Origin of the sequence: Candidatus Villigracilis proximus, assembly GCF_016717045.1 — a bacterium.
Taxonomy (GTDB): domain Bacteria; phylum Chloroflexota; class Anaerolineae; order Anaerolineales; family Villigracilaceae; genus Villigracilis; species Villigracilis proximus.
On sequence record NZ_JADJUO010000006.1, the window covers coordinates 47,638 to 70,207 of the forward strand.

Here is a 22,570-nt window from a genome sequence, read left to right on the forward strand (position 1 = left end):
GGAGAAATACCATGGAAGTCGCAAAATTAACAGATGTCACCCGTGTATATAAAATCGGCGAACTTGAAACCCGCGCCTTGAATGGCGTCAGCATAACCATTAATGACGGCGAGTTTACCTCTTTGGTAGGTCCTTCCGGCTCGGGCAAAACGACTCTTTTACAGCTCATTGGCTGTCTTGACCAGCCAACATCGGGCAAGGTAATTATCAATGGAAAAGAAACCACTAACTTAAATCGCAACCAACGCGCTGATCTACGCAAAGAGGCGATTGGTTTTGTGTTCCAATTTTTTGCACTGATCCCCACGCTCACTGCCTACGAAAACGTGGAAATGCCGCTTCTGCTTAACGGCAAGAGTCCCGCAGAACGCAAACAGCGTGTGATGGAATTACTCGCAGCAGTGGATGTAGCGAATCGTGCGCATCATCGCCCCGATCAACTCTCCGGCGGACAGCAGCAACGCATCGCTGTCGCCCGAGCGCTTGCTACAAATCCCAAGCTGATTCTAGCTGACGAACCCACTGCCAACCTCGATACTGAAAATGGCAAGCAGGTCATGGATCTTATGCAAAAGCTAAATAAAGAAACAGGTGTCACTTTTGTATTCGCCACACACGATCCGCGGGTGATTGGATATGCCAATCGCGTGGTGACTTTGCAGGATGGCCTGATTACCAATGACTCAAAGGCGTAGGTCAGGCTCCCTTGATAAAACCTGTGCAAAACCTGTGCAATCTGGTAGAATTTATTAATAAATTACAATCACGCTAGAGATAGCGCATGGAGATAAATTAATGAAAAAGTATTTTGATGTTGACCACCACACTGGCGCTTGTGCTTACCGCCTGTGGTTCGTCTGCTACACCAACGGCTGTTGCCACAGTGTCGCTTGATTCGGCTTCGCAGCCTTCCTCTTCATCCGGGAATGCATCTGCTTCGGCGGTTGTTGTCCCAATGCAAAAAGTGGAGTTGGCTTTCCCGACCCTCGGCGCTGTTAAAACTGTTGAGGTCGCCGAAGGTGATTCAGTAACCGCGAACCAGCCTCTGGTCACGTTGGATACGTCGATCCTTGAGTCGCGCATAAAAGAAGCTGAGTCTAATGTCATTATCGCGCAGACCAACGTCACCTATCTTAAGCGTTCAGGTACAACCCCTGAAAGACTCGATGCCGCGCTGGCCGATGTGCAACGTGCTCGAGCCGCAGTGGATATTGCCAAGGCGCAACTCGCACAGACCACACTTGCCGCGCCTTTTGATGGCACGATCGCTTCGGTTGAAATTTCACCTGCTGAAATTGCCAACCCCGGCCAGATCATCATTGTGATGGGCGACCTTTCAAAATTCCAGATTGAAACTACCGACCTCAGCGAAAAAAATGTAACCTCGGTGCAGATCGGTCAGAGCGTAACGATCTTCATTGATGCGCTCGACACAGAATTCAGCGGCAAGGTTAGTGATATTGCGCGCGTTTCTGAAACCGTTGGCGGCGATGTTGTTTATAAAGTAACCATTGATTTTGACTCTCAACCCGAAGGCTTACGCTGGGGCATGAGTGCTGAAGTGAATATTGAAACGAAATAGCGAGACTCCCATGAAGAAATTTTTTTGGACTGTGCTGCTCGCCCTGACTGTGACACTCGCAGCTTGTAGCAGCGCGCCAACCGCAACTCCGCTTCCTTCCGCGCCGGTAACTGCTTCTGCTCCAACAGGCTTGATCTTGTCTGGGGGTGTGGTGGCATCTGCTGAAGCCGTGCCCGCGCAGGATACACAGATGAGTTTTCTGGTCTCTGCACCAGTGCAGGAAGTGCTCGTCAAAGAAGGTGACATGGTAACAGCCGGACAGCCGTTGTTGACCTTGTATTCCCTGATCTTGGAGTTATCCGTTACCTCAGCTGAACTTGCTGTGCAGTCTGCCGAACTCGAACATCAATATTGGATTTTACGCAATGACCGCACGCCAGAACGGCGCGATCGGGCCAAAGCCGAGCTTGATGGTGTGATCGCAAAACTGGAAACAGCAAAGGCTTCATTCGCTCAAACCACACTCATTGCTCCTTTTGACGCAACAGTGATTAACATTAAAATTCAACCCGGCGAATTTGCGCAAGCCGGCCAGGTTGTGATCGTATTAGGCGACCTTGCTCACTTGCAGATCACCACCACAGACTTAAGCGAACGAGATGTTCCTTCTGTGCAGGTTGGTCAAAATGCAAATATATACATCGAAGCGCTGGATGTAACGGTCACAGGCAAGGTGATACATATTTCTCCCGTTGCAGAAACTGTTGGCGGCGATGTTGTTTATCCCGTAACAGTTGAGTTGGATGAACAGCCCGCAGGTCTTTTGTGGGGCATGAGCGCCGAAGTGGAGATCGTGGTTGAGTAGGTAGCGCGTTAATTAGTAAATAGTAATTAGTAATCAGGTAGACAGGTAATGTGTGGATTAATTTTCATGCACTCACTTGTCTACTTTTTTCTTATCAACTTTTTACTTATTTACTTTTTACTTTCCTTGTATACTTTGACCAATAAAGGAGAACTCACATGACCATTATCACTGTCATCGGCGCAGGCAGCGCATCATTTGGAGAGAATACACTCTCCGCTTTATTACGTTCCGAAAAACTAAAAGGCTCCACGCTGCGACTTGTAGATCGCAACGCGCAAAGTCTTGATATTGTTTACAGACTTACAAATCGTTTGAACAAAGAGTGGAATGCAGGCTTCATCGTCAGCGCACATGCCAGTCATAAAGATGCATTGGATGGCGCAAATTTCGTTGTCTCGGCCATTGAAGTTGGTCCGCGTGAAGAATTGTGGAAATCAGATTACGACATCACCTTGAAGTACGGCGTGCATCAACCCTATGCGGAAAACGGCGGCCCCGGCGGATTTATCCACACGGCACGCAATATCATGCCGCTCATGGAAATTGTCCGCGATATGGAGCAGGCTTGCCCTGATGCGTGGTTTATTAATTTCACAAATCCCATGGTGCGGATTTGTGATGCGGTTAATCGTCACAGCAAAATAAAAGTGGTTGGCTTGTGTCATCAAATATATACCGGCTACACCATGGTGGGCGTCGCGCTTGCAAAAGAACTCGGTATTCAAATTCCCGACGGACTCGAAGGCATGCACGCTGATGTCATGCAGCATCCGCTGCAGCAGATGATCCGGCAGCAAGTCGTCCCGTTGATCGATATCCGCGCCGCAGGGACAAATCACTTTTCGTGGATACTGTCTGTTCACGACAAGCGCACAGGCGAGGATTTATATCCGCTTTTGAAGAAACGCTTCTTTGAACTGGATGAAAAGTTTGAGCCGCTCACACGTCGCATCTTTCGTGACTTTGGCCTGTTCCCGGTCCCCGGAGATACTCACTTGTGTGAATATCTGCCGTGGATGAGCGACCCCGTCACAAAGCCGTGGGATAAGTTCAACATCCGCTTGTATGATTGGGAAATGATGGCGAGTTTGCGCGATTTCAGCCTTGATCGACTAAATGAAATGGCAAACAGCGAAATGACCGTTGAAGGTCTGCTCGATGCCGATTCTGAAGGCGCGCTGGAAATGATCGAAAATATTTCACATGCGAGTAATCATTATCACCTTGCGGCCAACCTGCCGAATGTGGGACAGATCAGCAATTTGCCTCATGGTGCAATCGTTGAAACGCCGGTCATGGTGGATGGCTCCGGGATTCATCCCGTCCACGTGGGCGCGCTGCCTGAACCGATCGCGGAATTATGCCGCCGTGAATTGATGATCGCACAGTTGGGTGTTGATGCCGCTGTTGAAGGGAGTTATGAAAAGGCATTGCAATGCCTTTTGCTTGATCCTGTGATCCGCGATCTTGATTCTGCAAAACTTATTCTGGATGATTATCTAAAAACATACAGAGAACATCTTCCGCAGTTTTGGAGATAGCACAAATTTCTTTGCGTGATTTACAGTTAAGGCATGTTTGCGTAAGAGACACGAAGCGATTCTTCGTGTCTCTTTTCTTAAAAACGTTAAAGACCTTAAAAACCTTAATGAAAAAATATGAATAAAAATAAAAACATCTCATGAAATTTTAAGATAATTGTATATTCAAAAACCTTTACATAAATCAATATATAGATACAATGGATATGTAAGTAATAAATTTTTTGTGTTTAATAACTTCAATTGTAAAAAATATTAAGTGATAAAAATAAAATCATGCAATTGAATAGATAATAAGATAATAAAAATAAAAAGAAAACAACAAAGGAAAGATTATGTATATCTGTGTATTAACAAGCACTCCGGATGAAAATGATATTCCGTACGACCCATCTCCATATATGAAGGGCTATCGTTGGAAGCAGCATCTGGTTGGACCAAAAAATGTAGACAAGCAAATTCGCGATCTGATGGATGAAGGTGTTGATGCATTCATCAATTTGTGCGATGGCACTCCCGATGATGCGCTTTCAGGGATCGCACTTGTCAACGCGCTCGAAAAATATAATGCAGCCTTTACCGGTGCGGATTCAAAATTCTTTGACCCCACACGTGACGAAATGAAAAACGCAGCGCGTCGTGTGTCTGTCCCCACACCGAATTGGATATTTGTGAATCGTATTGAAGATGCTGAAAAGGTTGTCAAGCGTTTGAAATTCCCAATGTTGGTCAAACCGCCGCATGGGTACGCCAGCGTGGGCATCCGCCGCAATTCGCGCGTTGAAAATATTGACCAGCTACGCGAACAACTTCAACTTGAGATCAATGAATTTGGTCGCGCGCTGATCGAGGAATTCATTGAAGGACGTGAGTTCACCTGTCTCATCGCGGAAAATCCTGTAGATCCCAAGAAACCGCTTACCTTCACTCCGGTTGAGTTTATTTTCCCGAACGGCGAATCCTTCAAGCATTACGACATGAAATGGGTCGAATACGAGAAAATGTCAGTGGCTGTTGTGAATGACCCGAAGATCCAGAAGGTATCTGCGCGAACAAACCATGCGCGTTTTCAAGGAATTGGGCGGCAATGGTTACGCTCGTTGTGACTATCGCATGGACGCCGATGGCGTGATCCACATGCTGGAGATCAACCCCAACTGCGGTATCTTCTATCCGCCTCATGAGCCGGGTTCAGCAGATTTCTCATTGCTCAACGACCCGACCGATCATACAAAATTCATGAAGTTGATCATTCGCAATGCGCAGATGCGCCAGACCCGCATCGCCGCAGAAAAGATCATCAAGCGCCAGCCTCGCAAGCGTGCCATTGAAGTTGAACAGATGGCATACAGCTAAAACAGATAAACAAAAGTGGACACGCAAACGTGTCCACTTTTTATTTTAATCGGCGAATAGTGTACTCTCTATTCTTTGATGATGCTCGCGCCCTCGCTTGCCTTGCAGACGTAAACACTCGCATCCAAACCTGACCTTTGCCTGTATGCGGCGGAAACAGCATGAGTGAACTCTTCAGCTTTTTCTTCCTGCACCAGCGCCACTGCACATCCGCCAAAGCCTGCGCCTGTCATACGTGCTCCGTAACATCCGGGTTGTTCCTGTGCGCACTCAACGATTTGATTAAGCGCTTCGTTCGTCACTTCAAAATCATCGCGCAGACTGATATGGCTGGCATTGAATAACTCTCCCAGTCGTTTTACATTCCCGGCTTTCATCACTTCAACAGCTTCCAGTACGCGTGCGTTCTCTGTGACAATATGCCGCGCTCTCCTGGTCGCAATTTCACTTAATCCGCTTTCTTCTTTTGTCTTTCTTTCAAAATCTTCCACACTGACATCACGCAATGCCTTTACACCAAACCAGCGCGCCGCTTCTTCGCATTGACTTCGTCTTTCGTTATAGGCAGAATCAACCAGCCCGCGCCTTGTGGATGTGTCCAATATCACCACGGATATGTTTTTCGGCAAGGGCGCATGTTGATATTCAAGTGTGCGGCAATCCAAAAATAAAGCATAGCCCTCTTTTGACGCTGCGCTTGCCATTTGATCCATGATGCCGCAATTGACTCCAACCCATTCATTCTCAGCTTTTTGTGAGAGTTTCGCCATTTGAGCTGCATCCCATGTGATGTTACAGATCGTTGCAAAAGCGCGCGCAGTTGCAAGCTCCACTGCGGCAGAGGATGAAAGACCTGCGCCGCTTGGCACGTCGCCGGTCATGACCGCGTCGAATCCTTTTAATACATGGCCCGCTTTTTGTAATTCATAGGCAACTCCCTTTGGATATTCAGCCCAGCCTTCGCCTTTCGTGAGGGAATGCAGATCGAAGGCCGCATCAGTTTCCAGGTCCAGAGAGCGGATGCGGATCTGTGAATCCGTTCTGGGGGAAAGCGCGATCCATACGGCGCGGTCAATTGCCATCGGCAGAACAAATCCATCGTTATAATCGGTGTGTTCGCCGATCAGATTTACACGTCCGGGAGCGCGGACGATAAATTCGGGATTGGCGTTAAAATAGGTTTTGAAGAGTTGCGCGAGGGTTTGAGTTTCCATAATTGCGTTTATACCATAGAGGCCGTGTGACTGAGCTTGAATTGCTTGAAAAATATGAACCAGTTTTGCGCTTTGCAAAGAGTGAGCGCTTTTTTCCAATGGCAGTGGAACACTACGTGGAGAAATGTTCGATCTTTGCGAGCGGGCCGCAGGGTGTGTTGGAGTTGCTTGCTCATCTGCATGAGCCATTGATCGCCCGCATTGGCAAGTTGCAAAGCGAGCAGTTTTATTTGCGCTTTGTGAATAAGCCGTTGAATGATTCTGATGCGTGGGTCTGGTGGGTGATTCTGTCGCTGGCAGGGATTGTGGGCGGCTGGTTTTTTTGGGGCGTGATTGCAGTGGAGACAGTACTTGCAGTTTCGTTGACCGCCGCGTTGATTATTTTTATGCTTGCATCTCCGGTTCGATTGCGAATCATTCCGGCGGCGTTGGCTGCTTTATTTTTTGTTGCGCTTGAGATTGCGCCGGTCTGGTTTTTTCTTCATCAAAATAAATATATCAGTTTGGCAGTGGAGTATCTTATTTTACTGCCGATCTATTTGATCGTTCTGTTTTATCTTTCGGTGCGCACGATGAAATTTGTTCTTGATCGCGTGATTCCAGAAGGCCCGGGAATGATGATGGATGTTCTTTCGCAGGCCACGGAAAAGATCGCGCAGGAATCTTATTTTGAATATGAAAAGATCCTTGAAAAGTATTCCCAGCCTGTTTATTATGGACGTGTTGTCAATGAAGTTGACAACGAAGCAAATCAATGGACGGTCCTGCAATATCATTTCTTTTATGCTTTCAACGACTGGCGTTTGGCGGCTAATGGCGTAAACCATCACGAAGGGGATTGGGAAATGGTGGCTGTTTATTTAAAAAATGACGTGCCGTACTCGGTTTTGTTTTCACAGCATGGAGCGGGCAATATCGAAAAATGGGATGCAGTCCGCGTGGCTGTGGATAAACTGGGGAATGCCACGACTCATCCGGTGGTCTATGTTGCGTTGGGATCGCACGCCAATTACAGCAGGCCGGAAGTGATCCGCTCGCCAGGGATGTATAAGCAGGGAAAATTGCAACGTCTCCTTTTTTGGGCCGATGGCCTGATCCAGTATATATTTTTATTACTCAACCCGAATCAGAAGGCGCGTCAGATCGCGTTAAAAGAGATCGCTGTCAAGCGGACGCATTTTCTTGAAGAGGATGCGTTTATGTATCTGCGTGATGAAACTGATCATTATATAGTCAGCCTGCCGATGGAATTGGCGACAGGCGATGGCTTTCGGCTTGGGTATCAGGGAGACAATGCGCGCGAAGGTGTGCTTAAATCAAGCAGTTATTTGAGGCGGATCATGTCAGACCGCAAGACGACGCGTCCAAAGATAAAAGAGTGGAGCCGTGTGCTATTGAATTCCGGGTTGGATTGGGTACAATATAAAGGATTGTGGGGGGTAAAGAGTTTGCTTAAAGAAGAGTCTGGTCCGCCGGGTCCAAAATGGGATCGCCCCCGGAAAAATCAAGTTGGCGTGGACGAAAGAAAGCGCTGGAGCAAGCCTTTGGATTGGCTCGCAGAGTTGGAAAGACATTCACAGTCGGAAGATCACAAGGAGAAAACCATGTCCATTTCACAAGCGCTCGATGTTGCTGTTGGTCTTATTGTTGTTTATTATTTACTGGGCTCCGTGGTGTCAATTGTGACACAGTGGATCAATGAATCGCTCGAGTCGCGCGGGAAGGCGCTTGAGCAGTATTTGATCAAGATTGTCGGTGATAAAAAGATTGGCGATCTTTTGAGTCTGCCTCAAATGCAGGCGCTGCGCCCGATCCGTTATAAGCATTTTTTCAGCGTCTTTGCCTCGGTGACTGAGCCGAAGCGGATCGAAAAAATTCCGGTTGCCACGCTGGTGGATGCTTTTTTTGACCTTTCCGGGTTGACGACAAAAAAAGAAATGGATTTGCTGCAATTGGCTGAGTTGGTTGATAAGCTGCCCGACTCTGACGGAAAGAAGGCATTTATCAATTGGATCAATCAGGGAGTGACCAGTCTCACTGAGCTGCGAACACGTACCACCGCTTACTTTAACGGAATGCTGGAACAGGCCGCAGAAACCTTCCGCGCGCGTGCCCGTAGTTTTGTGATCATTCTTTCCATCGGCATTACCGTTTTGTTTGGAACCGATACCATTCAACTTGCCAAGGCGTTATGGTCAAGTGCTGAACTGCGCGCGCTTGCCGCTGCGCAAGCGGACGCGGTTGTGGCGCGTGAGGGCGCAAACGCAGACCTCTCGGATATTATTGACGATCTCGGCGCATTTTCCATTCGTCTCGGGTGGTGGCAGACTCAGCAACTCCCGGAAAATGGGAATGTAGGAGACTGGGCTTTGTTCATTGTTTTGAAGGTGATCGGACTTGGCTTAACTGCCGCGGCAGTTTCGCAGGGAGCTTCCTTCTGGTATGACCTGTTGAAGAAGATGGCTTCGCCTACTACAAGCACAAGCAGCAGCAAGAGCAGCGGCGGCGGGAGCAGCAGCAGCGCAAGCAGCAGCAGCGGATAAAGATAATCAGAAGACAAAAAAATTCCGAGGTGTTGAGCCTCGGAATTTTTTTTGTCTTTATTTGGAAGACCATCTCGCATAGACCGCTTGTGAAAGCAGGCGGTTCGCGCTGGTTTCGCGCGTCACCAGTTCACCGCTGTCTATGTTTCCTTTGTGATCTTTCATTACCTCATCCAATGCTTGTGCCACGTGGATTGCGGATGCGCGGACTGCATATAAAGTGGCGATCACAAAAAGCGGATTGTCGCTCAGGCAGGCGCGGCAGATCTCAAACAGATTCGGCAGGGATTTATATACTTCCCATACTTCGCCTTTTGGTCCGCGCCCGAATTTTGGAGGATCAAGGATGATGCCATCGTATTTCATGCCGCGCTTTTCTTCACGCTGCATATATTTGATCGCATCTTCCACGATCCAGCGGATTGGTTTCTCGCTCAGGCCGGAGAGGGCCTGGTTATCACGCGCCCAACTGACAGATTTTTTGGATGCGTCCACGTGAGTCACCTGGGCGCCGGCGGCTGCGGCTGCGAGAGATGCCAGGCCTGTGTAACCAAATAGGTTGAGCACTTTCACGGGGCGGCCTGCCTTTCGGACGAGGTCAGCCATAAAGTCCCAGTGAGATGCGACTTCAGGGAAGACTCCCAGATGGCGGCCGGGCGTTGTCATCACTTCAAATTTGATGTCGCCTACATTGGGGAGCGGATAAGACATTTCCCATTTGGCTGGTAAATTCTTTTTTTCGATCCAGTGTCCGCCGCTTTCTTCGGCTGTGGGTTGGAAGACAGCGTGCGCGGCATCCCAATCTTTGTGCGGCAGGGCGCGGCTCCACATGGCTTGTGATTCGGGGCGCGCAAAAATATATTTTCCGAAGCGTTCAAGTTTTAGGCCGTCGCCTGAGTCGAGTAATTCATAATCTTTCCAGTTTGTAGCTTCGAGCAAGGTGTAAGTGGGGGAGTTTTGCATGGTTAATACCTAATCTTTTAATGAGATGGTAATGAAATCACTCTTCGATTCACTTGATTTATCGCCACAACGTTGTATAATGTGGTAAGAAGTGGTAGAAAGTGGTAAGAGCGCCGGGCGTGTCCCTGGCGTTCATTGTATTAAAAGGAAAATAGCACAAATGTTCTTAGGCCAGTTCCAACACAACCTCGATGATAAAGGACGCTTGATGATTCCGGCGCGCTTCCGTGAGTTGTTGGAAGGCGGCGCTTTCATTACACAAGGCTTTGATAAATGCCTTATGGTGATGACGGAGAACTATTTTAAACAGGTTTATGAACGTATTGAAGCCATGAACCTTGCTGACCCTACCGCCCGTCTTTTGCGCCGTTTGATCTTATCGAACGCCTATCCAATTGAAGTGGATAAGGTCGGGCGCATCCTGATGCCGCAAAACTTGCGCGCTTTTCTCGGTATAGAAAATGGCGAGTTGATCGTGGCGGGGCAGGGCGAATATTTTGAAGTGTGGACTCCTGCTTTGTGGAACGAGCAAATGACTCAATTGCAGGATGTCGAAGCGAACAATCAACGCTTCTCCACGCTTGATCTTTCATCGAAACCATCTGCGTAGGGGCAGGTCTTGTGCCTGCCCTGCGATGTGGTGTCCATAAGTGGGCAACCACAAGGGTTGCCCCTACGAACCAACATGACACATATACCTGTACTTTATCAAGAGATTATACACGCACTGCAACCTCAACGCGGTGGTCGTTATGTGGATGGCACTCTGGGCGCGGGCGGACACGCTCGCGGGATACTGGAGGCCTGCTCGCCTGATGGGCTTCTGCTGGGTCTGGATGTGGACCCGCAGGCGCTGGCGCTTGCTCGTGAGACCTTGGCTCCTTACGAACAGCGTACACATCTCGTGCAGGCCTCCCACATCACCCTCAATCAACAACTCGCCGCGCTCAAATGGGATTCGATCGATGGCATCGTACTTGACCTCGGTGCATCGTCCATGCAGTTTGACAATGCCGAACGCGGATTTTCATTTATGCAGGATGGTCCACTGGATATGCGGTTCGGGCCAAGCGCTTTACAAAGCGCGGCGGATCTGGTCAACACATTGGATCAGGATGATCTGGCCGACCTGATCTTCCGCTACGGTGAAGATCGTGACGCGAGAAGGATCGCTCGGGCCATTGTGGAGAATAGACCGTTTCACACGACCCGTGAACTGGTTGCTGTAATCGAGAAAGCATCTCCCCGACGAGGTGACCGTATGCACCCCGCCACGCAGACCTTTCAAGCCCTGCGCATCGCCGTCAATGACGAATTGGCCGCAGTGGAGAAAACGCTTCCGCAAGCCGTAGCAGCTTTACGGTCAGGTGGAAGATGCGCGGTGATTTCCTTCCACTCTTTGGAAGATCGCATCGTCAAGGATTATTTTCGAGAGTTGAGTAAAGACATTATTAATCCGCCTTACGAAAGAATTTATGAAGTGGAACGCAAGGCAATTATAAAAAGCATAACAAAGAAACCGATTATTGCTACTGATTTGGAAACTAAGGATAACCCGAGAGCGCGCAGCGCAAAACTTAGAGTTGTAGAAAAAATATGAACATACAAAACGTCAACCAAAATTTCAATCACATGGTCCACGCCTATAAGGTGGCCCCCTGGCGCATTCAACGTCAGTGGATCGGCAGCGCTTTCGGCGTGGTAGTTGTGCTTGCAATGGTTGCCACGTTGTATTTGGATGTCACTTCGAAGGCTGCGATCGCCGGCCGTGAAATTCAAGATCTAACTGCTTCGATCACCATCAGTCAGCAGGTCAGCGCGGATCTGCAAACAGAGTACGCTACATTAACTTCATCCAGCGTGATGAAACAACGTGCGCTTGAGCTTGGCTTTCGCCCCATGAAATCACGTGAGGCGGAATATCTGGTGGTGGCGGGATACATAGTGCCCCAGCCTGATATTCTTTCTTCGGCGCCGTTGCCGCAATTAAGTGTTTTGAGCATTCTGCCCGAATACAATGAGTCACTTTTAGATTGGGTGGATGAACAGATCGCTTTGTCTTCACGAGGTTTGCGATGAGACAGCAATACGCGCGCCGTACACAAGTATTGACTCTGGCAATGGGCTTGATCGCACTTGCCATTATTGTGCAAATGACGCGTATTCAAAACAGCGCTGAGGCTGCCATTTTCCGTCAGCAGGCATCGAATTATGCCTATGAATTGCGCACCTTCTATCCGGATCGCGGTGAAATTTATGACCGTAACGGTCATCTGCTAGCGGGCAATAAATCTGTCTACGAGATCGGCGTGGACTTGAATATCGTAAAAGATCCGAATGCCATTGCCACCGCCGTCAGTGTGGAGCTTGGGATTGATTATTCGCAGATTTTAGATACGATCCAGAATCCGCCTGAAGGACTCTCGTATGTGGTCATCGCGGATTTTATCGAAGCAAAGCAGGCCTCGAATCTTCAAGAGTTGAAAAAAGCCCTGGAAGAACAAGCTGCGCAAGGTGTGCGCGGCGGTTTGACCGGACTGGAATTCAAATCACATCCACAGCGCAGTTATCCTGAAGATGCCCTGGCTTCCAACATCATTGGCTTTGTGAATCGCGAAGGACGCGGTTATTTTGGCGTTGAAGAAAAATACAACACCCTGCTGGCGGGGAATCCGGTGCAGGTGCTGGTTCCTACCGATCCGAACAAGGCTTCTGAAATTACACGCGTGCCAGATGGCACAACACTTGTCCTCACCATCAACCGTGATCTGCAAGCCGCCGCTGAACAAATTTTGGATGAAGCACTTATTACTTATGAAGCACAGGGCGGCACGATCGTTGTCATGGATCCACGTAATGGCGAACTGCTCGCCATGGCTGTCACCCCGCGTATGGACTTGAATCAGTTTTGGAATTATGGCGTGATCTACGACAGAGCCAATGAATTCAACCCGGCCATCTCCATGCCTTATGAACCCGGTTCGGTGGTTAAGATTTTGACCATGGCCGCTGCGCTTGATAGTGGAATTGCAACCCCGGGCACAACCTATCTCGACACAGGCTCCATTCTTGTCGGCGGCGCTACCATCCAAAACTGGGATCAGGAACCGTGGGGCGTGCAGGATATGACCGGTTGTTTACAGCACTCGCTCAATGTGTGTATGGCAACCCTTTCCACGCAAATGGGCGCGAACGCTTTTTATAGTTACATGGATAATTTTGGTTTGGGTCATCTAACAGGTATTGATATGTCTGGTGAAGCGCCGGGCAGGCTCAAGTTCCCGGGTGATGCGGATTGGTATCCTGTTGACCTTGGCACAAATTCATTCGGTCAGGGGCTTACCGCCACACCGATCCAGATCATGATGGCCGCATCCTCTGTAGCCAATCATGGACGCACTGTCACACCTCATGCTCTTTTTGCAATGGTACGCGATGGGCGTCAGTACAATGTCCCCGCGCAATTTGCAGGCTCGCCCATCTCCACCCAAACTGCCGATATGCTTTCAGGTATGCTCGCTGTCTCACTTGAATTAGAAGATTCACTTGCGCTTGTCCCCGGTTATCGCATCGCTGGAAAAACAGGCACCGCGCAAATTCCTGTGGATGGGTTTTACGACAATACGCAAACCAATGCTTCCTTTATCGGTTGGGGTCCGATTGACGACCCGCAATTTATGATCTATGTCTGGCTTGAACGTCCTGCCACCTCGATCTGGGGTTCTGAAACCGCAGCCCCGGTCTTTGGTGAAATGGCCGAAAAAACCATCATCCTTTTGGATATTCCACCCGATAGCATCAGACAACAAATCGTAGCCAAATAAAATGCTTACTTTAGCAGACGCCCTCGAAGCAATTACCCGCAACGCGGTTCGCCTCGCGAATGCGACCGCTATCATCACCGAAGCGGCCATAGACTCGCGTCAGGTAATTCCAGGCTCGCTTTTTATTGCGATCCCCGGTGAGAATGTGGATGGGCACGACTATATTGCAGACGCATTCAAGAGGGGGGCGACTTTTGCTTTAATTCAAAAGGAAGTTCTCGCATCCTTTCGGAATCCTCGACCTGCGTGCCGATCTAACTGCAGAATCTACCCTCGACCTTTCCCAACCCCTCTGCCTGCGCGTGGACAATACCATCTCAGCCCTGCAGCAGATCGCGCGTTTCTGGCGCCGCAAACTGAATTTGCGTGTGGTTGGCATTACCGGCAGCGTTGGTAAATCCACCACAAAAGAAATGGTCGCCGAAGTGTTGGGTACCCGCTATCGCACCCTGCGCAACCCCGGAAATTTAAATAACGAAATTGGATTGCCTCTCACCATTTTAAGACTTGGCCCCGGTTATGAACGCGCCGTTTTGGAAATGGGATTTTTCGTCCCTGGCGAGATTCAATTTCTGTGCGATATTGCCCAGCCGCAGATCGGCGTCGTGACAAACGTCGGCACCGTTCATGCAGAGCGTGCCGGTTCACAGGAAGCCATCGCACGCGGCAAGAGTGAATTGATTCAAGCGCTCCCATCAGATGGAGTTGCGATTCTTAACTTTGACGATCCCTGGGTTCGCAAGATGGAAGAGAAATCCAAAGCGCGTGTTTTCTTCTATGGGCTTTCTCCTGAGGCTGATCTTTGGGCCGACCAGATCGAAGGCCTCGGCCTTGATGGAATTCGCTTTCGTCTGCATTACAAAGGCGAGGCCGTTCATTCCCGCATCCCCATGATTGGGCGTCATTCCGTGCATACCGCTTTTGCGAGCCGCCGCCGTGGGACTCAACGACGGCCTCACCTGGCAGGAAGTTTTTGAAGGCCTGTCACATGGACACGCCCAATTACGCCTTGTAGCGGTCCGCAGTAAGACTGGCGCATTGATTCTCGACGATACCTACAACGCCTCACCAGAGTCCATGCTGGCCGCGCTCAACCTGCTCGATGAAATGGACGGACGCAAGATCGCTGTGTTGGGCGACATGCTTGAGCTGGGACAATATGAAAAACAAGGCCATGAGATGGTCGGTATGCGTGCCGCACAGGTTGCAAAGGACTTGATTACACTGGGCCCGCGCGCGCACATGATCGCAGATGCCGCCCGCCGTGCCGGTATGAAGGCTTCCCATATCATCGAGTTTGAACAACCCGAGGCTATTTTGGATTGGTTGAATAAGAACCTGACAGAGAAGGATGCTGTGCTGATCAAAGGTTCACATGGCCTGCGTATGGACCGCATCACTGCTGCTTTAGAGGTACAGTCTTGAGACAGATCGCTCTTTCCCTCAGCCTTGCCGGGCTGGCCTTTTTGATGACCGCAATTTGGGGCGGGCCTTTGCTTCGTATTTTGCGCCACTACAAGATCGGCAAGATCATCCGCGTGGAAGAGCCTGGTCATCATCGCGTGAAGATGGGCACTCCCACCATGGGTGGTGTGATGTTTCTTCTGCCGGTGTTGTTGTTAAATGGTCTGCTCAATGCTGTGGCGTTGATTGGCGTGACCTCAGGCGGGGTGGGGCGCTCTGTGCTGGTGCCGATGGCAGTTATGCTTGGGTATGCTCTGCTCGGCGCAGTTGATGACTGGGAAGGCATTCACGGAAAACGCAAAGGCGATGGCATGCGCGCGCGTACGAAATTTTTGTTTCAAGTGCTTCTCGCGTTTGGCACCGCCTATGTTTTGAAATACATGATGGATGTGCCCGAACTTATTTTCCCCGGCTTATTCTTTGAGATCGAACTCGGCTGGTGGTATGTGCCGATTGCGGCTTTCATCATTGTTGCCGAATCAAATGCAATGAACTTTACAGATGGTCTGGATGGTCTGGCTGGCTTGATCGCTGCCACCGCCATTGCGGCTTTTGGCGGCATCGCACTGATTCAGGAGCAGGTTTATCTCGCCCGTTTTTGTTTTATTCTGGTGGGCGCGCTCTTTGGTTTTTTATGGTTTAACGTTCATCCCGCCGAATTATTCATGGGTGATACGGGTTCGCTTTCTCTTGGCGCGGTGTTGGCAGTTATTGCATTAATAACAGGCCAATGGCCGATGTTATTGATCATCGGTATTATTCCGCTTAGTGAAATGTTGAGTGTAGTGATCCAGATCGGTTATTTCAAGTGGACAAAAGGCAAACGCTTTTTCAAAATAGCGCCTGTTCATTTACATTTTGAAATGCTTGGCTGGAGTGAAACTCAGGTTGTACAGCGTTTCTGGCTGATCGGCCTGATGGCCGCGTTGATCGGAATAGGTTTATCGCAAGTGTAAGTGAAACGTGAAAAGTAAGAAGTAAAAAGTGAGAAGTAAAAAGTAGCATACGCTTTATAAAAAAATATGAAAAACTGGAACGGAACTCACACACTCATCCTCGGCGCGGCGAGACAGGGTATTTCCCTCGCTCGCTGGCTTTCACGTCACGGTTCAAACGTGACGTTGAATGATTCACGCACACTGGAAGAGCTTTCCTCCGCTCGGGCATCTCTCGCTGATACAAATGTGACTTGGGCAGCGGGCGGACATCCGCTGGAATTGTTGAATAACGTTGATGTGCTTTGTCTTTCAGGTGGTGTCCCGTTGACTTTGCCCATCGTGCAGGAAGCCATCAAACGCGGTATTCCACTTTCGAACGATACACAAATCTTCATGGAAGTGGCGCCCTGTAAAACGATCGGCATCACCGGTTCGGCAGGTAAGACCACGACTACAACGCTGGTTGGGAAAATGGCGGAAGCAGACTATGGACGACAGACCGTTGACCGTGAAAAAACACCGTCCATCGTCCACGGTCCACGGTCTTTTGTCGGCGGTAACATTGGCGACCCATTAATCAATTACGTGGATGACATGACCGCGGATGATCTTGCCATTCTTGAGATTTCATCTTTTCAACTGGAGCAGATGACCATCTCGCCGAACATCGCGGCGATTCTAAATATCACTCCTAATCATTTGGATCGTCACGGCACGATGGAAGCCTACACAAATGCCAAGGCGCGGATTTTGGATTTTCAAACTGAAAAAGATACAGCTATCCTCGGTCACGATGACAAGGGCGCGTGGAATTTGCGCAACAAAGTAAAAGGGAATTTGTTGACCTTCAGCTTGAACGATTTGGATCAGGGTTTTAATGGCGCATATTTACACGATGGATTATTAAACCTGCGCGATGGAAATGCATATTTACCATTGATGCTGCGCGAAAAAATTATATTGCCTGGTAATCATAATGTGGCGAATGTGCTTGCCGCATTTGCCATTGGTCACGCGGCCGGATTCAAACTGGATGATATGCTCGAAGTGGTTGAAGATTTTCGCGGTGTGTCGCACAGGCTGGAGTTTGTCCGCGAGCTGCATGGTGTGCGTTGGTATAACGGCTCGATCGCGACTGCGCCGGAGCGAAGTATGGCAGATATTAATGCGGTCAGTGAGCCGATCGTGTTAATGCTTGGCGGGCGTGACAAGAATTTACCCTGGGGTGAAATCGCAAAACTGATTCACAAACGCGTGGATCATGTGGTGCTTTTTGGCGAAGCGGCAGAAATGATTCAGAAAGCCATATCAACTGTCGGCGCGGGGCGAAGCGTTGATCTTCGTCGCGCAAAGAATGTGAAAGAGGCGGTCACACTCGCAGCAGAAGTTGCCGAAGCAGGAGATGTCGTCCTGTTTTCGCGGGGCGGCACGAGCTATGATGAGTTTAAAGATTTTGAAGAGAGAGGAGAAACCTTTAGAAAATGGGTACTGGAACTTTCGTAAACGAACGACCTTATAGCCGCCCCAGATTTTCTGGCGGATTCGATATGCCATTACTGGTTGCAGTTGTGGCGTTGATCGTTTTTGGTTTGGCGATGCTTTATTCCTCTTCATGGGATTTCTCTCTCGGCGCGTATGGCGATGCGATGTATATGTTCAACCGCCAATTAATGTGGCTGGGCATTGGATTGGTGATCGCTGTCATCCTTGCATTTTTTGATTATCACAACTGGCGCAAATTTGTTGTGCCTGCTATGGCGTTGACCATTGGCCTGCTGATCGTTGTTTTGCTGATGAATGAAATTCGCTTCGGCGCGAAACGCGCGATCCTCGGCGGTTCAGTGCAGCCTTCAGAGTTGGCGAAACTGGTTTCGATTTTATATCTCAGCGTGTGGTTGTATGCGAAGCGCGCATACCTGCACGACCTTTCCTTTGGTTTGATTCCGCTGGGCGTGATCCTCGGTGTGGTGGGTGGGTTGATCTATCAACAGCCCGACCTGAGCGCCGCAGCCACTGTGTTAATGCTCGGCGGTTTGCTCTTCTTCCTCGCCGGCGGTGATTTGAAACAGATCGGCGTTCTACTGATCGTTGCCACTGTTGCCGCATGGGCAGTTGCTTCGGTCAGCTTGACAGGCCAGCAGCGTGTCGGTGATTTTCTCGCCGGTCTCAAAGACCCGTTACAGGCTTCGTATCATGTGCGCCGTTCCTTTGAAGCCATCGTCAACGGCGGATGGTTCGGCGTGGGGCTGGGTCAATCGCAATCCAAGCTGACGGGTTTGCCAGTACCTCCCACCGATAGCGTGTTCGCAGTCGTTGCAGAAGAACTGGGTTGGTTCGGCGCGGTTGGTTTGATTGCTTTATATGGTTTTCTCGTCTGGCGCGGATTGGTCGTTGCGCGCCGCGCGCCTGATATGCTTGGCACACTTCTCGCTTCGGGTCTTGTGATCTGGATCGCGTTTGAAGCCTTGATCAACATGGCCGTGATGGTTGGGCTTTTGCCCTTTGCAGGAAATGCATTGCCTTTTATTAGCGCCGGCGGTTCAAATCTTGTAGCCACATTGGCCGCGCTCGGTATTCTCTTTAATATTTCCCGCCAAACTGGCGAAGGTACGATTTCAGACGACGAATGGAGGTCTTATAGTGCGGTTGTTAATTTGCGCTGGTGGAACGGGCGGCGGAGTGTATCCCGCGCTCGCCGTACACAGCGCGCTAACCAGTCAACACCCCCATCTTGAAACCCTGTGGGTTGGCGGTGAAGGCGGCATGGAAGAGGAACTCGTGAATCGCGCGGGCATCTCTTATCGTTCCATACCTGCGGCAGGTGTGCATGGTGTGGGTCTGCGTGCGCTGCCGGGCAACATCGCAAAACTTACGCGCGGCGTTCTGGCTTCGCGCCGCATCGTGCATGAGTTCAAACCCGATGTGTTATTCTTCACTGGCGGCTTTGTGGCCGCGCCCATGGCCGTGGCTGGTCGAAACATTCCAACCGTATTGTATGTCCCCGATATTGAGCCGGGACTCGCACTCAAATTTCTTTCACGCTTTGCAGATGTCGTCACTGTGACAGCGCCTGACTCAAATAAATATTTTCCACATCCAGAAAGAATCGTCCTCAGCGGCTACCCGCTTCGCTCTGACCTTTCAAACTGGTCCCGCGAACAAGCGACTCAGCACTTCGGGCTGGATTCCTGCAAAGCCCACCCTGCTCGTCACCGGCGGAAGCAAAGGCGCGCGCTCGATCAACATGGCTGTGCTGAAACATCTCGATCAATTATTAGATGTGGCGCAGATCATTCACATCACCGGCACTTTGGATTGGCCGGTTGTAGAAAAAGCGGCGCAGGAATTACCCGCAGAATTAAAGTCTCGCTATCATGCACTGCCGTATTCGCATGAAATGGGTGCCGCACTTGCCGCTGCAGATCTGGTCCTCTCGCGCGCGGGTGCATCGTCATTGGGTGAATATCCCTTCTTTGGCTTGCCCGCCATCCTGGTTCCATATCCGTATGCGTGGCGTTATCAAAAAGTAAATGCAGATTTTCTCGCTGAAAAAAATGCGGCCATTACCTTGCAGGATGAATCTCTGGAAGATAAACTCGCAATGATCGTAAAAGACCTTTTAATAAATAAACATAAACTTGAGGCCATGCGCAACGCAATGAAAAAATATCACACCCCAAAGCCGCAAGCGTTATCGCCAGTCAGTTGGTTAAACTGGCAGGAGAACAACCCTTATGATGAGCATTGTTTATATCTTCTGGATGTATGTTTTTCTTTTTGCAATTGTCGGCGCAATGCGCGGATGGGCAAAGGAACTGCTCGTTATATTCAGCGTGATCACTGCGCTCGCGGTGAACTTGCTGCTGGAAAAATATATTCCGCTGGTCAAGAATCTTGTCAACCCTCTCGAACCCAATCAGGATGCGCTCAGCGCGCTGTTTTGGATTCGCACCCTCATTCTGATCGCGCTCGTTTTCTTTGGTTATCAAACTGTGGCAATTGCGCGGTTTGCATCCAAGGCTGCGCGTGAGCGTTTGCAGGATTCTCTTTTTGGCGCAGTGTTGGGCGGTTTTAACGGCTATCTCGTGGCAGGGACAGTCCTTTTTTACAATCATGTGGCGAACTATCCATACTCAAATATCATCAGCCCCGCCACAGACCCGGCCATAATTCAGGCAATTGACACGATGATGAAATATATGCCCCCGCGTTTTTTGGGGGAACCCAGTATATACTTCGCTGTCATCATCGTTTTGATCTTTATTATTGTGGTGTATATATAGTCAGATCGTTGTGTAATTCGGAAGCTTGGTGGTGATATATAAACTGCCAAACTGTCGGACTATCAAACTAACTAACTAACTATGACAAGAGTTCACTTCATCGGCATTGGCGGCTCAGGACTTTCTGCAATCGCGCGTCTGCTCAAAGAGAGCGGATACGAGGTAACAGGTTCTGATCGCGCGCTTTCACAGTTTGCAGTTGATCTGCAAAACGATGGCGTATCCATTTACATCGGACATCATCAGCGTAATATTGCAGGCGCCGATATGGTGATCCGTTCCTCCGCGATCGCAGAGGATAACCCTGAAGTGGCCGCCGCATTGCAGGCGGGAATCCCTGTTTACAAACGTGCTGATTTCCTTGGCCGATTAATGTCTGATAAAACCGGCATCGCTGTGGCTGGTACACACGGCAAGACCACCACCACCGCCATGATCGCATGGACGTTATACGCCATGCAGCGTGACCCGTCTTTTATTGTAGGCGGCACGTTGAATAATTTGAAAGTCAACGCGCGCGCTGGGAGCGGTACGCCCTTCGTGATTGAAGCGGATGAATATGACCGTATGTTTTTAGGTCTCAAGCCGCATATTGAAGTGGTCACGAATTTGGAACACGATCATCCCGATTGTTACCCAACCTTTGAAGATATGTATGGCGCTTTTCAGGGATTTGTAGATCTGCTTCCGCCAGATGGCACGTTGGTTGTCTGTGCTGAAGATGAAGGCGCCGTGTCGTTGTTGTCTTATGCCCGTAAAAAAGGATTGAATGTTATTTCATACAGCCTGCAAAGTGAAATGACCATTAACAGTCCGCAGTGGATGCAGGCGCGTACACCCAAGCCCAATCAACGCGGCGGCTTTGATTTTTCTGCGATGACCAACATGGGTACAGCCGCGGCTTCCATTGTAAATGTTTCGCTGCAAGTACCGGGCGAACATAATGTCCGCAATGCGCTTGCCACGTTGTCTGTGATCGCCACGTTGGGACTTCCGCTTCAGGAAGCCGCCGATGCGTTAAGCGAATTTACAGGTACAGGCCGCCGTTTTGAAGTGCGCGGCGAACGCAAAGGTGTGATCGTGATCGATGATTATGCTCATCATCCAACAGAGATCCGTGCTACGCTGGCCGGTGCAAAGGCACGTTACCCAAATCATCGCATTTGGGCGGTCTGGCAGCCTCATACATATTCACGTACGCAAACTTTGTTTTTTGAATTCTCGCGCGCATTCAGCGACGCGGATGGTACTCGTGACTGAGATTTATGCCTCCCGCGAAGCCAAACAGGAATTTTCATCGGCTGAAGTGGTTGGGTCCATGCCGCATTCATCAGCGCGTTACACTGGCTCGCTCGAAGATACAACGAAATATTTGTTGAAGCATCTGCGTTCGGGTGACGTGCTTCTTGTTCTTTCCGCTGGCGATGCAGACCAGATCAGTGCGGAAGTGTTGAAAAGATTATGAGATCTGCCATGCCTGACGAGAGATCAAAGCCAATGGATCGGTCTGAACTCATTGCTTTGCCGCCTTTGAAGATGGTGCTGGCGCATATAAATGACACTCATGTGAGTAAGGCCGCGCTTGTCGCTGCCGTTAGAAAAATTTCACACTCATCTGCCGCGATAGAAATGAATGTTGACCGGCAGACAGTGAAACGATTGATCGCGTATTTGGAGAAACATCTGTAGCTCAAAATGATTATGACAACGCCCGCCCCTTTTATCGATGTGCTGCGCCTTCACTTTGGCGATGCTGTGCAGAAGAATATCTCTCTTGCACCGTATACTTCTGCGCGCATCGGCGGACCGGCGGATATTTTGGTCACCGTGAAATCTGCGGATGAATTCGCGGCTGCGATGAAGGTCATCTGGGATTATGGGATGCCTTATTATATTTTGGGCGGCGGATCGAATGTACTGGTCAGTGATAAAGGTGTGCGCGGGGTGGTGGTTTTGGATCGGGCGAAGGAAGTGCAATTCGAAAATGGTGACCAGCCCACAGTTAAGTGCGAAGCGGGCGTCATCTTTAGTAATCTGGCAAACCGCTGTGCATC

At 49.7% G+C, this 22,570-nt stretch carries 24 protein-coding genes and 2 pseudogenes; 24 read left to right on the forward strand and 2 right to left on the reverse strand.

The window, feature by feature from the left end:
* Window positions 1–11 precede the first annotated feature (11 nt).
* The 6 genes from IPL71_RS08390 (at window position 12) to IPL71_RS08415 (ending at window position 5,287) form a co-directional block, all read left to right on the forward strand.
* Window positions 12–695 carry an ABC transporter ATP-binding protein gene (locus IPL71_RS08390; RefSeq protein ID WP_345320661.1) on the forward strand — a complete coding sequence of 228 codons (684 nt, stop codon included), beginning with the start codon at window positions 12–14 and terminating at the stop codon, window positions 693–695.
* Window positions 696–811: 116 nt separating this feature from the next.
* Complete coding sequence (locus IPL71_RS08395) at window positions 812–1,582, forward strand: efflux RND transporter periplasmic adaptor subunit (protein WP_345320663.1); 771 nt, start codon at window positions 812–814, stop codon at window positions 1,580–1,582.
* 10 nt (window positions 1,583–1,592) lie between these two features.
* The gene (locus tag IPL71_RS08400; protein WP_345320665.1) at window positions 1,593–2,387 is read left to right on the forward strand and encodes an efflux RND transporter periplasmic adaptor subunit; all 795 of its coding nucleotides are present in this window, start codon (window positions 1,593–1,595) and stop codon (window positions 2,385–2,387) included.
* Between the two features lie 158 nt (window positions 2,388–2,545).
* Entirely contained in the window at window positions 2,546–3,931 is a 1,386-nt protein-coding gene (locus IPL71_RS08405) for a family 4 glycosyl hydrolase (protein WP_345320667.1), read from the forward strand.
* Between the two features lie 335 nt (window positions 3,932–4,266).
* Window positions 4,267–5,037 carry a D-alanine--D-alanine ligase family protein gene (locus IPL71_RS08410; protein ID WP_345320668.1) on the forward strand — a complete coding sequence of 257 codons (771 nt, stop codon included), beginning with the start codon at window positions 4,267–4,269 and terminating at the stop codon, window positions 5,035–5,037.
* Entirely contained in the window at window positions 4,991–5,287 is a 297-nt protein-coding gene (locus IPL71_RS08415; protein ID WP_345320669.1) for a hypothetical protein, read from the forward strand. The genes IPL71_RS08410 and IPL71_RS08415 overlap by 47 nt, the downstream gene beginning before the upstream one ends.
* A 68-nt stretch (window positions 5,288–5,355) precedes the next feature.
* Here IPL71_RS08415 and IPL71_RS08420 read toward each other — a convergent pair whose 3' ends face one another.
* A complete protein-coding gene (locus IPL71_RS08420; protein ID WP_345320670.1) occupies window positions 5,356–6,501 on the reverse strand; it encodes a galactokinase in 1,146 nt (381 codons plus the stop codon).
* A gap of 26 nt (window positions 6,502–6,527) precedes the next feature.
* Between IPL71_RS08420 and IPL71_RS08425 the strand changes: the two genes are divergently transcribed.
* Window positions 6,528–9,044: a hypothetical protein gene (locus IPL71_RS08425; protein ID WP_345320672.1), complete on the forward strand. Its 2,517-nt coding sequence runs from the start codon at window positions 6,528–6,530 to the stop codon at window positions 9,042–9,044.
* Window positions 9,045–9,101: 57 nt separating this feature from the next.
* Here the strand turns inward: IPL71_RS08425 and IPL71_RS08430 are convergent, their stop codons facing one another.
* On the reverse strand, window positions 9,102–10,007 hold the full coding sequence (locus tag IPL71_RS08430; RefSeq protein ID WP_345320674.1) for a class I SAM-dependent methyltransferase: 906 nt from the start codon (window positions 10,005–10,007) through the stop codon (window positions 9,102–9,104).
* 160 nt (window positions 10,008–10,167) lie between these two features.
* On the opposite strand from IPL71_RS08430, the gene mraZ reads away from it, so the two are divergent.
* From mraZ to IPL71_RS08505, 17 genes and pseudogenes are all read left to right on the forward strand, one after another.
* Window positions 10,168–10,617, forward strand: coding sequence for a division/cell wall cluster transcriptional repressor MraZ (gene mraZ, locus IPL71_RS08435; protein WP_345320676.1), 450 nt, complete (start codon window positions 10,168–10,170; stop codon window positions 10,615–10,617).
* Between the two features lie 75 nt (window positions 10,618–10,692).
* Window positions 10,693–11,607, forward strand: a complete 915-nt coding sequence (gene rsmH, locus IPL71_RS08440; RefSeq protein WP_345320677.1) for a 16S rRNA (cytosine(1402)-N(4))-methyltransferase RsmH — start codon at window positions 10,693–10,695, stop codon at window positions 11,605–11,607.
* Window positions 11,604–12,086, forward strand: a complete 483-nt coding sequence (locus IPL71_RS08445; RefSeq protein ID WP_345320678.1) for a hypothetical protein — start codon at window positions 11,604–11,606, stop codon at window positions 12,084–12,086. Before rsmH ends, IPL71_RS08445 begins: the two co-directional genes overlap by 4 nt.
* On the forward strand, window positions 12,083–13,831 hold the full coding sequence (locus IPL71_RS08450; protein ID WP_345320680.1) for a peptidoglycan D,D-transpeptidase FtsI family protein: 1,749 nt from the start codon (window positions 12,083–12,085) through the stop codon (window positions 13,829–13,831). The genes IPL71_RS08445 and IPL71_RS08450 overlap by 4 nt, the downstream gene beginning before the upstream one ends.
* 1 nt (window position 13,832) lies before the next feature.
* Entirely contained in the window at window positions 13,833–14,228 is a 396-nt protein-coding gene (locus IPL71_RS25845) for a Mur ligase domain-containing protein (RefSeq protein WP_514130757.1), read from the forward strand.
* Window positions 14,134–14,808 carry a UDP-N-acetylmuramoyl-tripeptide--D-alanyl-D-alanine ligase gene (locus IPL71_RS08455; RefSeq protein ID WP_345320682.1) on the forward strand — a complete coding sequence of 225 codons (675 nt, stop codon included), beginning with the start codon at window positions 14,134–14,136 and terminating at the stop codon, window positions 14,806–14,808. Before IPL71_RS25845 ends, IPL71_RS08455 begins: the two co-directional genes overlap by 95 nt.
* Complete coding sequence (locus IPL71_RS08460; RefSeq protein WP_345320684.1) at window positions 14,768–15,256, forward strand: glutamate ligase domain-containing protein; 489 nt, start codon at window positions 14,768–14,770, stop codon at window positions 15,254–15,256. The genes IPL71_RS08455 and IPL71_RS08460 overlap by 41 nt, the downstream gene beginning before the upstream one ends.
* Window positions 15,253–16,251: a phospho-N-acetylmuramoyl-pentapeptide-transferase gene (mraY, locus tag IPL71_RS08465; RefSeq protein WP_345320687.1), complete on the forward strand. Its 999-nt coding sequence runs from the start codon at window positions 15,253–15,255 to the stop codon at window positions 16,249–16,251. Before IPL71_RS08460 ends, mraY begins: the two co-directional genes overlap by 4 nt.
* A 66-nt stretch (window positions 16,252–16,317) precedes the next feature.
* Entirely contained in the window at window positions 16,318–17,736 is a 1,419-nt protein-coding gene (gene murD, locus IPL71_RS08470) for a UDP-N-acetylmuramoyl-L-alanine--D-glutamate ligase (RefSeq protein ID WP_345320689.1), read from the forward strand.
* Entirely contained in the window at window positions 17,715–18,968 is a 1,254-nt protein-coding gene (locus IPL71_RS08475) for an FtsW/RodA/SpoVE family cell cycle protein (RefSeq protein ID WP_345320690.1), read from the forward strand. Before murD ends, IPL71_RS08475 begins: the two co-directional genes overlap by 22 nt.
* A pseudogene (locus tag IPL71_RS25850) lies at window positions 18,913–19,230 on the forward strand (glycosyltransferase); the annotation flags it as partial. The gene IPL71_RS08475 and the pseudogene IPL71_RS25850, both read left to right, overlap by 56 nt.
* A gap of 247 nt (window positions 19,231–19,477) precedes the next feature.
* Window positions 19,478–19,834, forward strand: a pseudogene (locus tag IPL71_RS25855) (glycosyltransferase); the annotation flags it as partial.
* Window positions 19,835–19,967: 133 nt separating this feature from the next.
* Window positions 19,968–20,516, forward strand: coding sequence for a CvpA family protein (locus tag IPL71_RS08485; protein ID WP_345320694.1), 549 nt, complete (start codon window positions 19,968–19,970; stop codon window positions 20,514–20,516).
* Window positions 20,517–20,597: 81 nt separating this feature from the next.
* On the forward strand, window positions 20,598–21,776 hold the full coding sequence (gene murC / locus IPL71_RS08490) for a UDP-N-acetylmuramate--L-alanine ligase (protein WP_345320696.1): 1,179 nt from the start codon (window positions 20,598–20,600) through the stop codon (window positions 21,774–21,776).
* Window positions 21,769–21,981, forward strand: a complete 213-nt coding sequence (locus IPL71_RS08495; protein WP_345320698.1) for a hypothetical protein — start codon at window positions 21,769–21,771, stop codon at window positions 21,979–21,981. The genes murC and IPL71_RS08495 overlap by 8 nt, the downstream gene beginning before the upstream one ends.
* Window positions 21,982–21,989: 8 nt before the next feature.
* Window positions 21,990–22,205: a hypothetical protein gene (locus IPL71_RS08500; RefSeq protein ID WP_345320699.1), complete on the forward strand. Its 216-nt coding sequence runs from the start codon at window positions 21,990–21,992 to the stop codon at window positions 22,203–22,205.
* A 12-nt stretch (window positions 22,206–22,217) separates the two neighbouring features.
* The coding region (locus IPL71_RS08505; protein WP_345320700.1) for an FAD-binding protein at window positions 22,218–22,570 on the forward strand (353 nt) is incomplete at its 3' end.

What these genes read in the sequence shown, in the direction of transcription:
- IPL71_RS08390 (WP_345320661.1), top strand. Translation starts at nt 12, where the DNA reads ATGGAAGTCGCAAAATTAACAGATGTCACCCGTGTATATAAAATCGGC.
- IPL71_RS08395 (WP_345320663.1), top strand. Translation starts at nt 812, where the DNA reads ATGTTGACCACCACACTGGCGCTTGTGCTTACCGCCTGTGGTTCGTCT.
- IPL71_RS08400 (WP_345320665.1), top strand. Translation starts at nt 1,593, where the DNA reads ATGAAGAAATTTTTTTGGACTGTGCTGCTCGCCCTGACTGTGACACTC.
- IPL71_RS08405 (WP_345320667.1), top strand. Translation starts at nt 2,546, where the DNA reads ATGACCATTATCACTGTCATCGGCGCAGGCAGCGCATCATTTGGAGAG.
- IPL71_RS08410 (WP_345320668.1), top strand. Translation starts at nt 4,267, where the DNA reads ATGTATATCTGTGTATTAACAAGCACTCCGGATGAAAATGATATTCCG.
- IPL71_RS08415 (WP_345320669.1), top strand. Translation starts at nt 4,991, where the DNA reads ATGCGCGTTTTCAAGGAATTGGGCGGCAATGGTTACGCTCGTTGTGAC.
- IPL71_RS08420 (WP_345320670.1), bottom strand. Translation starts at nt 6,501, where the DNA reads ATGGAAACTCAAACCCTCGCGCAACTCTTCAAAACCTATTTTAACGCC.
- IPL71_RS08430 (WP_345320674.1), bottom strand. Translation starts at nt 10,007, where the DNA reads ATGCAAAACTCCCCCACTTACACCTTGCTCGAAGCTACAAACTGGAAA.
- mraZ (WP_345320676.1), top strand. Translation starts at nt 10,168, where the DNA reads ATGTTCTTAGGCCAGTTCCAACACAACCTCGATGATAAAGGACGCTTG.
- rsmH (WP_345320677.1), top strand. Translation starts at nt 10,693, where the DNA reads ATGACACATATACCTGTACTTTATCAAGAGATTATACACGCACTGCAA.
- IPL71_RS08445 (WP_345320678.1), top strand. Translation starts at nt 11,604, where the DNA reads ATGAACATACAAAACGTCAACCAAAATTTCAATCACATGGTCCACGCC.
- IPL71_RS08450 (WP_345320680.1), top strand. Translation starts at nt 12,083, where the DNA reads ATGAGACAGCAATACGCGCGCCGTACACAAGTATTGACTCTGGCAATG.
- IPL71_RS25845 (WP_514130757.1), top strand. Translation starts at nt 13,833, where the DNA reads ATGCTTACTTTAGCAGACGCCCTCGAAGCAATTACCCGCAACGCGGTT.
- murD (WP_345320689.1), top strand. Translation starts at nt 16,318, where the DNA reads ATGAAAAACTGGAACGGAACTCACACACTCATCCTCGGCGCGGCGAGA.
- IPL71_RS08475 (WP_345320690.1), top strand. Translation starts at nt 17,715, where the DNA reads ATGGGTACTGGAACTTTCGTAAACGAACGACCTTATAGCCGCCCCAGA.
- IPL71_RS08485 (WP_345320694.1), top strand. Translation starts at nt 19,968, where the DNA reads ATGATGAGCATTGTTTATATCTTCTGGATGTATGTTTTTCTTTTTGCA.
- murC (WP_345320696.1), top strand. Translation starts at nt 20,598, where the DNA reads ATGACAAGAGTTCACTTCATCGGCATTGGCGGCTCAGGACTTTCTGCA.
- IPL71_RS08500 (WP_345320699.1), top strand. Translation starts at nt 21,990, where the DNA reads ATGCCTGACGAGAGATCAAAGCCAATGGATCGGTCTGAACTCATTGCT.